Source organism: Bartonella sp. AP40SXNS, from assembly GCF_042195825.1.
In the GTDB taxonomy this organism is placed as follows: Bacteria; Pseudomonadota; Alphaproteobacteria; order Rhizobiales; family Rhizobiaceae; genus Bartonella.
Window position 1 is genome coordinate 160,436 of sequence record NZ_JBHIPB010000003.1, and the last position, 15,612, is coordinate 176,047.

12 protein-coding genes, 1 tRNA gene and 1 pseudogene are annotated in these 15,612 nt (G+C 39.0%); 6 read left to right on the forward strand and 8 right to left on the reverse strand.

Translation table 11 applies throughout. The annotated features are described in order from the left end of the window. Positions 1-7 precede the first annotated feature (7 nt). Both dut and ACFILZ_RS03360 read right to left on the reverse strand, forming a co-directional pair. Positions 8-538, reverse strand: a complete 531-nt coding sequence (gene dut / locus ACFILZ_RS03355; protein WP_375610241.1) for a dUTP diphosphatase — start codon at positions 536-538, stop codon at positions 8-10. A gap of 244 nt (positions 539-782) precedes the next feature. Beyond that, positions 783-1,592, reverse strand: a complete 810-nt coding sequence (locus ACFILZ_RS03360) for a VIT1/CCC1 transporter family protein (protein ID WP_375610240.1) — start codon at positions 1,590-1,592, stop codon at positions 783-785. Positions 1,593-2,798: 1,206 nt separating this feature from the next. On the opposite strand from ACFILZ_RS03360, the gene ACFILZ_RS03365 reads away from it, so the two are divergent. The 3 genes from ACFILZ_RS03365 to ACFILZ_RS03375 all read left to right on the forward strand — a co-directional run bounded on the left by ACFILZ_RS03365 (position 2,799) and on the right by ACFILZ_RS03375 (position 5,248). After that, positions 2,799-3,443, forward strand: coding sequence for a hypothetical protein (locus ACFILZ_RS03365; protein WP_375610239.1), 645 nt, complete (start codon positions 2,799-2,801; stop codon positions 3,441-3,443). 293 nt (positions 3,444-3,736) lie between these two features. Next, entirely contained in the window at positions 3,737-3,949 is a 213-nt protein-coding gene (locus ACFILZ_RS03370) for a hypothetical protein (RefSeq protein ID WP_375610238.1), read from the forward strand. Between the two features lie 834 nt (positions 3,950-4,783). Next, a complete protein-coding gene (locus tag ACFILZ_RS03375; protein ID WP_375610237.1) occupies positions 4,784-5,248 on the forward strand; it encodes a hypothetical protein in 465 nt (154 codons plus the stop codon). A 121-nt stretch (positions 5,249-5,369) separates the two neighbouring features. On the opposite strand, the gene ACFILZ_RS03380 is transcribed toward ACFILZ_RS03375, so the two are convergent. The 3 genes from ACFILZ_RS03380 to ACFILZ_RS03390 all read right to left on the reverse strand — a co-directional run bounded on the left by ACFILZ_RS03380 (position 5,370) and on the right by ACFILZ_RS03390 (position 7,383). Then, on the reverse strand, positions 5,370-5,894 hold the full coding sequence (locus tag ACFILZ_RS03380; protein WP_375608131.1) for a type II toxin-antitoxin system PemK/MazF family toxin: 525 nt from the start codon (positions 5,892-5,894) through the stop codon (positions 5,370-5,372). A gap of 298 nt (positions 5,895-6,192) precedes the next feature. Then, entirely contained in the window at positions 6,193-6,765 is a 573-nt protein-coding gene (locus ACFILZ_RS03385) for a disulfide bond formation protein B (protein WP_375610236.1), read from the reverse strand. A gap of 12 nt (positions 6,766-6,777) precedes the next feature. Then, positions 6,778-7,383, reverse strand: a complete 606-nt coding sequence (locus ACFILZ_RS03390) for a YqaA family protein (RefSeq protein ID WP_375606496.1) — start codon at positions 7,381-7,383, stop codon at positions 6,778-6,780. 221 nt (positions 7,384-7,604) lie between these two features. Between ACFILZ_RS03390 and ACFILZ_RS03395 the strand changes: the two genes are divergently transcribed. Then, positions 7,605-7,689, forward strand: a tRNA-Leu gene (locus ACFILZ_RS03395). Positions 7,690-9,061: 1,372 nt separating this feature from the next. On the opposite strand, the gene ACFILZ_RS03400 is transcribed toward ACFILZ_RS03395, so the two are convergent. From ACFILZ_RS03400 to fumC, 3 genes and pseudogenes are all read right to left on the reverse strand, one after another. Then, positions 9,062-9,949 carry an outer membrane protein gene (locus ACFILZ_RS03400; RefSeq protein WP_375606495.1) on the reverse strand — a complete coding sequence of 296 codons (888 nt, stop codon included), beginning with the start codon at positions 9,947-9,949 and terminating at the stop codon, positions 9,062-9,064. A gap of 625 nt (positions 9,950-10,574) precedes the next feature. Further along, positions 10,575-10,793 (reverse strand): annotated as a pseudogene (locus tag ACFILZ_RS03405) (lyase family protein); the annotation flags it as partial. A 995-nt stretch (positions 10,794-11,788) separates the two neighbouring features. Then, entirely contained in the window at positions 11,789-13,177 is a 1,389-nt protein-coding gene (gene fumC / locus ACFILZ_RS03410) for a class II fumarate hydratase (protein ID WP_375606494.1), read from the reverse strand. A gap of 227 nt (positions 13,178-13,404) precedes the next feature. On the opposite strand from fumC, the gene groES reads away from it, so the two are divergent. Together groES and groL are read left to right on the forward strand one after the other, a co-directional pair. Next, positions 13,405-13,701 carry a co-chaperone GroES gene (gene groES / locus ACFILZ_RS03415; protein ID WP_005774667.1) on the forward strand — a complete coding sequence of 99 codons (297 nt, stop codon included), beginning with the start codon at positions 13,405-13,407 and terminating at the stop codon, positions 13,699-13,701. A 58-nt stretch (positions 13,702-13,759) separates the two neighbouring features. Beyond that, positions 13,760-15,403, forward strand: coding sequence for a chaperonin GroEL (groL, locus tag ACFILZ_RS03420; RefSeq protein WP_375606493.1), 1,644 nt, complete (start codon positions 13,760-13,762; stop codon positions 15,401-15,403). The last annotated feature ends 209 nt before the right edge of the window (positions 15,404-15,612 follow it).

Consider the following 15,612-nt stretch of genomic DNA (forward strand, 5'->3'; position numbering starts at 1 on the left):
GAGCCTCTTAAGTGTGTCCCGTTGAACCAAAACCTCCTGTTCCACGGCTCTCGTTATGGCTTTGGGTATTTTGCTCTGGTTCAATGGCGCAAACATTAACTTGGGATACAGGGGCGATGACTGTTTGGGCAATGCGCATGCCCCGTTGGATTGAAAAGTCTTCTTGGCCTAAATTGATAAGAAGGACTTTGACTTCACCACGGTAGTCACTATCAATCGTTCCTGGAGTGTTGAGGCATGTGATGCCGTGTTTTAAGGCTAAGCCAGAGCGTGGACGTATTTGTGCTTCAAACCCAAGGGATAAATGAAAAATGAGACCTGTTGGAATAAGAGCACGCTGCCCAGGGCTAAGAACAAGCGTTTCTTCTTCTCCAATGGCGGCGCGTAGATCAAGGCCAGCAGAACCCGCTGTCGCGTAGCAAGGAAGTTCTAAACCTTGTCCGTGTGCAAGACGCTGAACAAATAAAGTCTGGGCATGTGAAGGTTGAGAAGAGACAGGATGATTGTTTAGAGGGGCGTTGGTTTCAGTGTGCGACATGATCGAGGCATTTCCAAAATATGAGGTCTAGAAGAAAATGATACTTTAACAAAAGATATCTATAAAACCAAGTCGATAAAGGTGTGTGGATATAGGTTGTCCCCAGAGCTTGCTTATCATCTCTTGCTGACCTAAAATATTCTACAACACCACCTAACATCATCAATGGCATCATCAATGATGGCTTATGCCTAGGGGCATGCGCTTATTTGAGATCTAAATTATGGTTACAGATAAGATTTTTTTAGATACTACCGATAAGTATACCCGTGGCAAAAACCAAGGCACCTCCAATGATGACCTGTAAAGAAGCGCGCCAAAAGGGAGTTGACATGAATTTGTTCTGAATCCAGACGATGGCGCCGAGTTCGAAAAAAACAATGATAAAAGCAATAATTGTCGCTACATAAAAAGAGTTGATCAAATAGGGAAGCGTATGGCCTAATCCTCCTAATGTGGTCATAATGCCGCTGGCAAGGCCTCTTTTTAATGGCGAACCACGCCCTGATAATTTGCCGTCATCATGGGCTGCTTCTGTGAAACCCATCGAAAGTCCTGCACCAATTGAAGCTGAGAGTCCTATCAAAAAAGTTTGATGCGTGTCTCCCGTGGCAAAAGCTGCGGCAAAAATGGGGGCAAGGGTGGAAACAGAGCCATCCATTAACCCTGCTAGACCTGGTTGAATCCAAGTCAAAAGTGTTTGTCTTTGCGTTTTCGAAGGTTTTTTTATGGTGTGATTTGCCGCTGTTGTTTTTTGGGAGGGATGGCGGCTCTTGTCTTTCACAAGAGAAGTTTTGTCACATAATGAACCGATAGTGTTTGCACGATTATGGCAAGAAAGGCACAAAAGTTGCTTATAATTTTTAAGCTCTTGAAGCCCCATGGCGGTAAAAACCGCGGCTTCCTTAGAGGAATAAGGTTCTAGAGCTTTTGCATATTTTAAATAGAGCGCCGCATGTTGCTCTTTTATTTTGAGCGCTTTAAGTATCACGTTTTGTGCTGAACGAAAGGACAGAGCTTTACGTTGTACAAATGAAAAAAACAATTTCAACATTTTCTGTTCCTTTGCACTTTAGAATAATTCTAAAACATAAGAAAAATAAACCGAAAGTCAATCTAAAAGTTCAAAACTGAAAAATTGCAAAAAGGTTGCAGTAAAAAAATGCTGGGGTGCTATGAAAGTAAAGCTGGCAAATAAATTCAAGTACAGGAAGATTTATTAAGTGGGAGATTTATTAAGTGGGGTCGAGAGGGGGGCGTGAAAGCATTGAGAGAAAATATGCTTTATTATGGGACGTTTTCAATGGAGCATTCTAATGTATTGTGAATATATGGAAATAAGCGGGCACGATCATTCATTTGACGGGTTCAAAAGACGATAACAATCTTTGGAATTTGAAATAATTCTTTAAAAGAGACTTTTTTCAAGGAACAAAAGTCTCTTTCATGAGGGCGTCCGTGAAGAGTATAAAAGAGTAAAACAGTAAAGCCTTCATACAATAATATACACTCCATTGAGTCTTTCCATCTTTACGCTGCATAAAAGATATTGATTTATAATGATAATCTAGCGTTATTCATATTGAATTAGCCTCCTGAATAACGTGGGATTCTCTCATTTCAAATCTGTTTATTTTGAATCAATCAAAATCACTTGCTTGCACACTACAAGCGGGGTTGGTGTGTGGGTAAAAACTATAGAAGAAAGAACTAAAAATGGCTCTTATGAACCGTCTTAAGAGCCAAGGGCTGTCGCAATATTGGGGGCTGGCAAATAGATGGTGCTGGCTTGTTACTTCATAAAGAGCAAGCCGGCATCGTCATACACCTTAGCTCCCAATGTTGCGACAGCTTTTGCATTTAGGTGGATTTGTTAGCGTGTAACGAATTATCTTTTGTGCTGTAATTGCAGGGACAGATAAAGGTGGGAGTGCATAAATGACAGAGATATTATCATATCCAATTGTTTGATCACGCATGAAAATTGATACTTTATGAAGGGGCATTTATCGCCTTGTAACTTGCCTGATATCTTGTATGAAAGCCCAAAATTCAGTAGGATTCCTCTCACTTCAAAACTTCTTATATTGAAGCAATTCAAATCATTTTCTTGTGTATCACAAGGAGGGGTGTGGGTGCTGTGTTTTATTTAAAGTATGGGATGAGTTGAAATGTGAGAAGTGCATAATCTCTACGCGTTAACAAACGTTTTTGATGTTTTTAAAAAAGAGCGAAATTGTGCAGAAAAAAGGGAGCATATATGGAAAATAGTGATGGTTTGAAATTTTGGCGGCTTTCTGAAAAACTAACAATACTGCAGGCAGCGCTTTTAATAGTTGGATTAAATCCAGGAAAGTATTTGTTTGTCAACAAATTAGAACCAGAAAAAAGTGATATTTACGAAGATAACCTTTCCGTATCATCAGAGAAAACTGCTAATTTCCGTGCAGCCTATCATGCTATCGTTCAAGCGGGAAAAAGCAATCGATTAGAGATAGAATGGTCGTACTATAATTTTTCGGATTTTATAGATGCAGATTCCTCATATGTTCGCGTTGATGATTTAAAAGAATGGCTTTCATCGCGTGGTCTGTACCCTCCATTTTTTTTCCCTGAGGATGATTCTGCTGAGACTAAGGACCAAAAATATGCGTTTCAAGATCCAACGCATCCACGTTATGCTCCAAAGCTTGCTGCTATTGTTGCGGCTTGGGAAGCGGTGAGTGAGGTTGAGGGTGGTAAAACTGTTAAAGGAACGCTTGCAAAATGGTTGCAACAGAATGCTGATCAATATGATTTACACAATAAGAAAAATGGTAAGTTAAAAAAGGATGTTATTGAGGAATTAGCAGCTGTTGCGAATTGGGAACCTACCGGAGGGGCGCCTAAGACACCTGCCAATTAATTTTATCAAAAGAAAAAAAACAAAAAAATCACTAAAATTGTGCTGCTTTTTTTGATAATTTTGAAGATAATCTCTTTTTCTGGGGGAGATTTTTACTTTTCTTCCCTAGATTATAAGTAATTGTTTTTCAATGAAAATAATTTTTATAGTGTTCCTCTGACTGTTCAGGCGGGGGAAAATAGACATTTTGGGGCAGTAAAATTTACCCTGTAGTTTTCGTAACTTACCTCTCTATTTTTGTTTGATTTTTTTGGTCATTTTTAAAATCCAAATCAACTGAAATGGATTTAAATATGATAAAAATACTTTCTTTTTTTACGGTGCGTGGAAGTGCAAAAAATTCTCAAGTAAGTGCACCGATAAATACACCAATATTGGAGCAGCCTGTTGCTGATGAGGTGGTGCGTAAATCGTTTAGAATAGGTCTACTATCGCATTGGTTAAAGTTTGAATTTACCCTTGTTATGGAAAAGGTCAAAGCTGAGCGTCATGTGCGCTCTCCATAAAGAAATCTTGCTATCTATAGACCCAGTGAGAGTTTTTCTTAAGAAATTTGCACAATAGTAAAACTAGTTAGCAAAACCTGTTCTTTGGCACAACAAAAAGGATGTCATAAATGATTATTTCATCATAAATATGCTCTAAGAATAACTCTTGCGTGGCGAAAGTCTATGGCGTAGTCGCTATAGATTTTTGCTCCGTGTGTGATGATCAATGCTCTTGTTTATCTCTTGTCAATGCAAGTGCCAACGAAAGTGATGGGTGTAGTTTGACACTAGGCTTTATACTCAGTGGGATTAGGTGGTAATTCGTTGTTTTTATGTATAAAATTTAGCATTCAATGCGCGTTTTGTCAAAATAGATTTTGACATTTAAAATTGTAAAAAAGAGCTAAAAAGAGTAAAAATCAGAAAAAAGTGCATTTTCATGCTAAAAATGAGAGAAGGCTTTGAGAGGTCTTTGACCCCCCTTTGAGAGCCTTTTAAAAACTCTTTGAAAAAAAATTAATTGGTACAAAACCTAGTGTCAAAATATACAAAACTTGATGACAAGCTACAATGGGTGTCTATTGTTCCATTGTGATGCTTGGTTGTTCATGTTTAGAAACGACAAGTGTATTAAATGCGATAGGGCTGATAGAAAGGAGAACGTATCCTGTAAAAAATAGGTATGTCTTTAAAATAAAGCTGATAAACGAAATTATTTTTTTTATCTACCTTTTATATGGTGAGAAAAAAGGCTTTAAAAGCGCAAGCATACGCAATTTAGCAGTAAATCCCAAAATAGCTTAACATAGATCGTTTCTCGGAAAAGAGGAAGAAAATCTATCTGCAAAAGCTATGTTAGGTCATGTGACCGGTGAAATAATGTGGTTAGGGCGACAAACAATTATTATTGGTGAAGAGATAGAAATCGATTGGGGGTTGATTTCTAGTTTATTAGAGAATTTTCTTTGTTCTCTCGTAAAATACGATCGTTTGAGGTGTGGTCATATAAAGCGAAGCTTTTTTCAATCTTGGAAAGATATTCCCATTGCGGTAAATCATATAAAGTTTAAGAAACGCCAGCACGATTTTTTGTGCAATGAAATGAATTTTTTGTGCAATGAAATGATAAGTATGTACAATATCTCGGTAATCTCCATGGGAAACTTTACCGGATCCAAGGTGTGGATATTGTCTTCTGCTTATCCCCAAATCGCAAATATTTCAAAACAACAACGGTGGAGCAAAACAACAACGGTGGAGAATGAATGTTGGATATGTTCTAGGGAAGGTTGCAAAAAATGGCAGTTTTCAAAATAATACCAAAAATGACGAAAGGAGCGGTTTCCCACTCCTTCGTTCCTATCTCCCCTTGCGGGGAAGCGGCCACCATTACTGATGCCGTGTATGGTGATATAGGTACACTTATTTTTCTCAAAAGTCAATAGTGTAAATGCGGTAAATATTTGAGCATCAGAGCTACAACTTTATGAAAATCTTCGCAGGATAATCTTGGAACGGTACGTGAGCAACTTAAACGACTTACAGAAACTGTTGTGACATAATTGCAGATAATCCATGCTTTTTTATTCTCTATAGGAGATTGTATTGGATACGCAGCGGGATTATTGGGTTGTGATTTCGTTGAAAAAGGTAAAACTGTCACATTTCCATATAATTTTGCATTCTTAGAAAGCACTAAAACAGGCCGCTTTTTCCAAAATTCAGGGAGTATCGAATCATGAGGAAAATCGCACCAAAAAACTTGCCTGATGCGTGGTGCCGATTTGATTCGTGGTTTTATATGAGGTGGTTTTTCGTAAGGAGCATTTAAATCTCTTTCTTTTATATGCTCACGCCATGCATTATGATCATGTTCCATCATAACACATGGTTCTTCAAGTTTGGTTATATCTAAGGAAATAGGTGATAGGGTAGAAGGCGCTGTGTTCTTATCTTCAGCCATAGCAGACCATTTATATTTATTGGTCCCCTCACTTATTATTTTACGGCTTTTCTATCACGAGTTTTTATCAAAATGTTGCCCATAAGTACAGAGAGATGAAACCATAAAATGGATGTCTCTGCTTATTTTTGTCTTTTGAGTACAACGTTAGAGGAGGGATGTTGGTAACTCGTTGGTGTTGGTGGGTTGGTTTGGCGGTGGGTGGTTTTGGGTGGGGATTGGTGACTGGAGGGTTGGTTGGTTAGAGGGGAAGCTATTGGAGAGAACGAGTGTACGCGGTTTCGTTTCTATTTTATGGTTAGAGTTTTTTATGGACTGAAAGAATTCCTTTTGAAGTAATATAGAGGCTTATAAGGGAGAAAAATAGGCTTGAGACGACATTCCAACCGGCAAATGAGAGAAAAAGAAAGCGTATGGATGCTTCAGAACAAGAAGGGGGATGAATGCTATTTAATTGGTTAAGCAGCTGGTTAATGTCTGAGGTTTTTCTGACTGCGCTTAAACCACAGCTGAGGGGAGCTTCCCAAAAGCCATATTCAACACCCGCATGATAAACGGCTAAAACAAGGCTGATGCACATTAAGACAAAAACACACAAAAATAAAAGTTGTATCCAAGCCGTTGTGCGAAAAAAACATGCCCCAAAACCTGCTAAGAGCAAAAATGGTATGGCACCATAATAGGGAAAACGCTCTATGAGACATAAATCGCAAGGAAGATATCCTCCGAAATGTTCAAAACCAAGGGCAATCCCTATTGTGGCAGACAAGCAAAAAGCGAGAAAAAAAGCCCATAAACATTGTTCTTTTCTGCTGGGTTCAACATGAAGGTGCTTGTGTAAAAGTGGATGAGAAGACAAAACGCATGCCATTAAGTCTGTTCCTTATAAAAGCTTCTTGTTTAAAAAAGCTATGAAAATCCCATAAATTAAAAGGAGGCTAACACAACCAATGAGAACAATCCATTTAAAATGCTGTACTAGAAAATTCATTGCTTTTTGCCCAAAATGTTTAATCAGCCACGCAAGAAGATAAAAACGAGCGCCTCTGGAAAAAATACAAATAAGAATGAAAAATTCAAGACGCACACTCATAACACCGGCCAAAATTGTGACAATCTTGATGGGGGGAAGATGAAAAAAACCTGATGTTATCAGTAAAATGATGAGAAATTGCAGGGTTGTACTATTTTTCAGAGATTCAAAACTTTCAACCTTACCATAAATTTCTAAAATGGGTTTGGCAAGGGTATCATAGGCAAAATGTCCGATAAACCAACCGGCAATGCCTCCTAATACAGAACAGATCGTCGCAATCAAAGCATAACGATAAACCCGCTTTTGATGGATAAGCAGCATCGGAATATATAAAACATCTATGGGAATTGGAAAAATAGAACTTTCAATAAAGGCAATGAAACCAAGCCAGTGTGGTGCTGTACGCCGATTTGCTAAAGAAATCGTCCAAAGCTTTAATTTGTTTAATATCATGAGGCTTTTATAAGTTTAAGAGGTAAAGACTTTACAAATGAGATTGCTATAAATCCGGTAGAGAAATCCAATAAAGAAAATATTCCATAAAATAGATAAGAAAATGATATGAATTCTTAAAAAATGAGAAGTCTTCTGTTGACGAATCTATTCTTCTTCATATAGTGCAAAGGAATAATCGACAAGTCTGTCTTTTATAGTCCTGTCTTTTATAGCAGTGTGCGGGTGTGGTGGAACTGGTAGACGCGCCAGACTCAAAATCTGGTTCCGAGAGGAGTGTCGGTTCGAGTCCGACCACCCGCACCACTTCATAAATATTTTCCTTTATCCTGTTACGGCGCATCACGTTGTTTTATAAAACATGGGGGGTATAAAACGTGGGATTTATAGACCGTGTTCAATGTTTGGCATGTTGAATGAAAAACCTCTAATACCCTAGGATTCTTTCATTTCAAGTCTGTTTGTAGTAAATCAACCAAAATCATGTCGCTTGTACGTTGCAAGCTAGATGAGCTCGCGTGGAGTGAAATTTTACAAAAAATGAATAAAAATGCCTCTTATGCCGTTTCAAGGGCATCATTGGAGGTAAAGTATATGATGGATGGTGCCAGCTTGCATTTTTATGAAGTGTAGAGATGGTGCTCTATAGATTTTATATTCCTGTGGGTGCTGTCGCAAAATGAGCTTGAGGGTTTTGAGAGATGTTTCTTTAAAACACGCATGTGAATTGGCAACCCAAGTATCTTGAATTTGAGTGTGTTTGGTTTGAAGCGCTGCCGTATGATATGAAGGGTGTGATCCAAAAAAGATATGTGAGAAACAAAAACATGGGGCAATGTGTAATTTCCTCTCTTTAAAAGACAGGAGCAGAGGCTTAAAAGATTGTGCTTTAAAGGCTTTTGAAAGTCGTAAAGCAGAGGGAAATGGTAAGATTGGAAATTGGTTTTTACCTTGACAACTTCATGTGCTCCCTAAATGAAGTTGTCTTCCCGTTACAGAAATTACATAAACAGAGAACCGCAATATCCTCTCTCCATTCTGGCATACAATAGCGGTAAAATACTGTCGTTTGAAGTGTGGTAATATAGGGCATACTTCCTTGAAACGTTACAGTATTTTTTCGGTGTGTGTTGGATATTCTTAAATGTGTTTATCTTGCTGTAGGTTTAAGAGCATTCCATGCGGAGGAGCCCAAAGAAGCCCGCCCAAGAGTCCCCCGATATCCCCCGATATCCCCCAATATCCTCCAAGAGTCTCCAAGGGTTTTTGTGTTTTTATAAACGGACATGGTGTTTAAAAATGGGTGTTTAAAAATGGTTTTTTAGAATCTTTATCCTTTAAGAGCGGGGAGGCCAAGTCAACATCATCTTATAAAACTGCAATTGATGCACAATATCCATATTTATTTTAAAGAAATATCTCTTAAATAACGGCTCTCATTTATTTTACGATGGCGCCCAGTGGTATGATGGTAAAGCTTTTATATTCCAAAGGCATTACATGAAAGGCTGAGAGGATAGGAGCTTGCTTTAAGAGAGGGAGAGGCTTTATTGTTTCGTGACTATTTGTTTACAGTTTAGTACAGGCTTTTAGAATCTACGTCTTTTTAGGGGTAAAGGGGCATTAAAAAACCCCGTTTTTAACAGGGTTTTTTAATCGTTCAACTTTTCTAAAAAACTTAGAATTTATAAGCGATACCAAAGCGAACATCATGCGTTTGAGAAGAGATTTTAAGGTTATCGTTTGCAAATTTCTTTTTAAAAAAATCTGAATAACGATATTCTGTCCGCATAATGATATTATCTGTCATTGCAAGATCAAAACCACCACCAACAGTGTAACCAAACATTGTTTTTGTCTCATCTAACACATTGCCAGAAGCAAAAATTGTCGAATCTTCTTGCGATTTTGATAAAAGTGACATGATATATTGCATCTGTGTATAGGCTATACCCCCTGCAATATAAGGCATAAGACGATGGGAAGCAAAACCTATACGCGCGCGCGTGGCACCAGACCACGTTTCTTTCAATGTTACACTGCTAACAACAATGTCACCATAGTTGGATATCGTTTCACCCTGAGCTGCAGGTTTTATGATAGGAATCCCAGCTTTTTTAAAGGCAATGTTAATGGAGTTTGATTCATCTAGAATTTTCTTTCCATTGTCTGTTTGGGTGCTTTTCCTCCCAGACCAGACCATGTCGGTATCAAAACTGAAAACAAGATCTCCCAGATCAATATTAGAACCTGCATACAAACCTGCTCTCAATCCTGATAGTTTCGGTGATAAATCTCTATCAACCCAAGCCCACTTTCCGTCCCTAGCTTCTTGTGCATAATTTAGAGTATTTTTATTGGAAAAATATCCAATTTGTCCTCCAAAATAAAAACCAGACCAAGAAAAAGGCGCAGAAACAGTAACCGGTGAAATACGTGATGACGAAACATCTTGCAATGAAACCTTCGGTTCTGATTGCTTAAAGATTACTGTATCTGCTGCTTGCGCTGTTGAAGCGGTAATGAAGGTGAAAATAGATAGTGCAACTAAACATTTTGTTTTCATAAAAACGTCCCCAATTTATTTCAGATACAAATCGCATTATATACGAATTGGTTAAAAAAATCTATATTTAATATCATTATGAAAACTAAAACATTCAAAAACTCTATAATTATCCATATTTAAGCGTTCTTGAAACTTGTTTTCATGCTATTATCCCGCGTTTATATTGATTTTTCAGTATTTTTATATACTCTTTCAGTGTTCTCTGTGTTTTAGAAAAAATTATAGTATAGTAAACAAGCTTTCTATTTGTTAAAAAAATATTACTTTATATATATTAAAACACTTTTTGTTGTTAAATGTATTATCCATTATGATTGACACCAATGTGCTTAAATATTCAATTTATCGTAAAAATGCATATTGGTACCGTCATATTCGTTGCTCGTTTTTGATATTGCATAGCTTTGTATTGCGGTAGCCTTTTGAGCACTCGAGGGGATGGGCGACTTTATTTCTTTTTTATCTATATGCCACTTTTGCTTATAATAATCTAAGCGAATAGTTTTGATTGATTGAATGGAATACGAAGAATCAGAAGGAGTAAAGTGCGAGAATCTCAAGTCTCATGAGGTTTCTTATGCGCCATGTAAAACGGATAAACTCTCCGTTCCGTTCGCTTAAAGCCGGAACGTGGATGAGAGCCTAAAAACTGAATGTCGTTGGCTATTTTAAAGAGATTAGCGCGTGCATTCAGGTTTTTGTGGAAATGGGTGAGGGCGCCATAATGGGCAAATGCCTCCAATTTCTTGCGAGCTGTCAAGGATATCTCGTCAAAGAGTGGATTGTTTCAGCAAAGATCAAAACCTTTCAGTGCATCGAATTTTGTTCCAACAGCTGTTCCTCTATTGAGCACTCCCATCTTCACGCTTCATAAAGGAGACATTTCTCAATGTTCCTAAACCCATTTCACGACGGCGATTGTGAATGATATAATGATAAATCTATTGAGCACTCCCATCTTCACGCTTCATAAAGGAGACATTTCTCAATGTTCCTAAACCCATTTCATGACAGCGATTGTGAATGGTATAATAATAAATCTATTGAGCACCTCTTTTACGCTTCATAAAGGAGAAAGTCGGTACCATTACTATATTTGGCAGTTCGTAGGGTGTTGTGACAGCCCTCTCCACAATGTTGTGACAGGAGGCCCCTTTGTCCGTTGTGACAGTCCTTGGCACTTGAGGTTGTTCATTAGAGGCGTTTGTAGTCCTTATCGGATACAATTTCTATTCATACATTCATTGCGTTTGTGATGTGCAAGTCAGTGATTTTGATTGATGCAACATGGGACAGATTTAAAATGAGAAAATCTTACGGTATTTAGGATTCTCGTTCAATATGGATAACGCTAGATTATTATTATAAATAAACACATTATCTCATTGAGATAAGAGTTATTTACCCAATGTTATCAATAATGATAACATTGTAAAGCGTAACTACGATGAATTCATTAATCTTTTTATACTTCGATTGAAATTATGTCTATTAATACCGATTTTTTTGAGCTAATTTTGTTTGGTTGATAGCTAATAGATTTTCAAAATCAAGACGCGAAGCTAGAATGAAAAACACCTTAAGGTCATATCCATTTAAATCACTTTCTGCCAGTATAGCTATTGGGTGTTGAGCTATGACTATCCATTCCTTTCCAAAATCGTTGTGCCTTTTAAGTACAATATAAGCAACAAAAACACCCATAGCATAAATGCGGCTCAGAGCCTAAAATGAACGCTGTGGGTAATTGTTATCGGTCATCATCGGGGTGTTTACACCCCGATCTTTTGACAGAAAGATTTGTTTAAGATGTTTGCATCTTTTTTAGTGGGTTGTTTATTGGGGAGCAATCATCTTTTTAGGATCAACTAATCGGTCATAATCCTCTACAAAAACCCCTGCTTTTAATGCTTCGGTGCGCAAAGTTGTATCATTTTTATGCGCTGCTTTGGCAATTTCAGCAGCTTTTTCATAGCCAATTTCTGGTGCAAGAGCTGTGACTAACATGAGTGAGCGCTCCATGAGCGAGTGAATATGAACACGATTGGCCCGTAATCCTTGAATACAATGCATATCAAAAGAACGCATGCAATCACCAAGAAGGGTAATTGATTGTAAAACGTTATAGCCGATAACAGGTTTATAAACGTTGAGTTCAAAATGTCCTTGGCTTGCGGCAAAGGTTACGCTGGTGTGATTACCAAAAACTTGGCATGCGACCATGGTTAAGGCTTCACATTGCGTGGGGTTGACTTTGCCGGGCATAATAGAAGATCCGGGTTCATTTTCAGGAAGACTGAGTTCCCCTAAACCGGAACGTGGACCAGAGCCTAAAAACCGAATGTCATTGGCAATTTTAAACAGATCAGCAGCTAAGGCATTCAAGCTCCCGTGGAAATGCGCAAGGGCGCCATGATGGGCAAGTGCTTCAAATTTATTGCGGGCAGTTTGGAACGTTATTTCTGTGAGAGTGCTCACTGTTTGCGCAAAAGCAACGTCAAAACCTTTGGGTGCATTCAGTCCTGTGCCAACAGCCGTACCACCTTGAGCAAGCATTTGGACATCGGTTAGAGCATTTTTAATACGCTGAAAATTGGCTTCTAATGCGGCACGATAGCCTGAAAATTCTTGCCCTAAGGTTAAAGGGGTTGCATCTTGCGTATGGGTGCGGCCGATTTTAATGATATCTGCAAATTCTTGCTCTTTTTGTTTTAATGTCGCAATAAGAGCTTCAAGGATTGGCAGTAAGTGTTGGCGTGTTTGCAACGTGGTGGCAATGTGAAGCGCCGTGGGAAAGGAATCGTTCGATGATTGGCTCATATTGACATGGTCATTGGGATGAACTGGTTTTTTGCTTCCAAGTTTTCCTCCCAAAATCTTACTAGCACGATTAGCAATGACTTCATTGACATTCATATTGCTTTGTGTGCCAGAACCTGTTTGCCAGACGGACAGTGGAAAATGCGTATCAAAATCGCCAGCAAGCACTTCATCAGCGGCGGCAATAATTGCTTTTCCAATATTTTCTGGTAGTTTTCCTTTGCCCATATTTACAATCGCTGCTGCTTTTTTGACAAGGACTAAGGCATAGATGATGGCAAGAGGCTGCTTTTCACTGCCAATATTAAAATTATGCAGAGAACGTTCAGTTTGTGCGCCCCAATAACGATCTTGACGTACCGAAATCGTTCCAAAGCTATCCGTTTCCTGACGTGTTTCAACCATGATAAGATCCTTTTTTGTTCACGGGTTCTCAAAAAAGATAGATAACGCGAAAGTGCAATAAGAGGCAAGACTTTGAAGCTTCATTTAGAGAAATTATTTTTATGGCTATTCTTGACATTGAGAGATGCCGATTTTATATCTAATACATGCTAGCACTCGTAGCTTGAGAGTGCTAGCAAGAACTTTTAAGATTAATGCAATTATGTTCAGTTTTAAGGATTTAAAACATGGCTAATATACAATTCCGCCCACTTCACGACCGTGTCGTTGTCCGTCGGGTTGAATCTGAAAATAAAACGGCTGGTGGGATTATCATCCCTGATACAGCAAAAGAAAAACCCCAAGAAGGCGAAGTGATTGCTGTTGGCAATGGCGCTCTCGATGATAACGGAAAGCGCGTGCCGTTAGAAGTCAAAACAGGAGACCGCATTTTGTTTGGAAAATGGTCTGGAACTGAAGTCAAGATTAATGGGGAAGACCTCCTCATCATGAAAGAATCTGACATTATGGGAATTATGGGCTAATTGAAGCGCTTAATTTTTCATTGTGTACTATTTTGAGAAAACTCCAAGGAGAAATTAAATGGCTGCTAAAGAAGTCAAATTTGGCCGTGAAGCGCGTGAGCGTTTGTTGCGCGGTGTCGACATCCTTGCTAATGCTGTTAAGGTGACACTCGGCCCTAAAGGTCGCAATGTGGTGATTGATAAATCATTCGGTGCGCCTCGTATCACAAAAGATGGTGTATCCGTTGCAAAGGAAATCGAACTGGAAGATAAGTTCGAAAATATGGGTGCACAAATGTTGCGCGAAGTTGCTTCTAAAACCAATGATATCGCTGGTGATGGAACAACAACAGCAACTGTTTTAGGACAAGCTATTGTGCAAGAAGGTGTTAAAGCTGTTGCTGCGGGCATGAACCCAATGGATCTTAAACGTGGGATTGATGCTGCTGTTGAAGAAGTGGTGGCAAACCTCTTCAAAAAAGCAAAAAAAATCCAAACTTCAGCAGAAATTGCACAGGTGGGAACAATTTCCGCTAATGGCGCTGCTGAAATCGGTAAAATGATCGCTGATGCTATGGAAAAAGTGGGCAATGAAGGCGTCATTACCGTGGAAGAAGCTAAAACCGCTGAAACGGAATTAGAAGTCGTTGAAGGAATGCAATTTGACCGTGGGTATCTTTCCCCTTATTTTGTCACAAATGCTGAGAAAATGGTCGCTGATCTTGATGATCCTTACATTCTCATTCACGAAAAGAAATTGTCTAATTTGCAATCTCTTCTTCCTGTGCTTGAAGCTGTTGTTCAGTCTGGAAAACCACTTCTTATCATTGCTGAAGATGTGGAAGGTGAAGCTTTGGCAACGCTCGTTGTCAACAAATTGCGTGGTGGTTTGAAAATTGCTGCTGTAAAAGCTCCTGGATTTGGTGACCGTCGTAAAGCAATGTTAGAGGATATCGCTATCTTGACATCCGGACAGGTTATTTCTGAAGATGTGGGCATTAAACTTGAAAATGTCACTTTGGATATGCTTGGACGTGCAAAGAAAGTGAATATTTCTAAAGAAAACACCACCATTATTGATGGTGCTGGACAAAAGGCTGAAATTACTGCTCGCGTCAATCAAATCAAGGCTCAGATTGAAGAAACAACTTCTGACTATGACCGTGAAAAATTGCAAGAAAGACTTGCTAAACTCGCTGGTGGTGTTGCTGTTATCCGTGTGGGTGGTGCAACAGAAGTTGAAGTGAAAGAAAAGAAAGACCGTGTTGATGATGCTTTGAATGCAACACGTGCTGCTGTTGAAGAAGGTATTGTTGCTGGAGGTGGTACCGCATTGTTGCGTGCAGCAAATGCGTTGACCGTTAAGGGAAGTAATCCTGACCAAGAAGCTGGTATTAGTATCGTTCGTCGTGCTCTACAAGCACCAGCGCGCCAGATTGCAAGCAATGCTGGTGAAGAAGCCGCTATTATTGTGGGCAAAGTGCTGGAAAATAATGCTGACACTTATGGTTACAATACCGCAACTGGTGAATTCGGTGATTTGATTGCTTTGGGAATTGTTGATCCTGTGAAAGTTGTGCGTTCTGCTCTTCAGAATGCGGCTTCAATTGCGAGCCTTCTGATCACAACAGAAGCAATGGTTGCTGAAGTTCCAAAGAAAGATACACCAATGCCTCCGATGCCTGCTGGTGGAATGGGTGGAATGGGCGGAATGGATTTCTAAGCTCTTATTCCATAGAAGTAATAAAGAAACGGGCCTTCTGTGCCCGTTTTTTTTTATGCTTTTTCATGTTTTTCAACCGGTGAATTCGTTGATTTGATTGCTTTCAAGAATTGTTGATCCCGTGAAAGTTTTTGCGTTCTGCTCTTCAGAATGCGGCTTCAATTGCGAGCCTTCTGATCACAACAGAAGCAATGGTTGCTGAAGTTCCA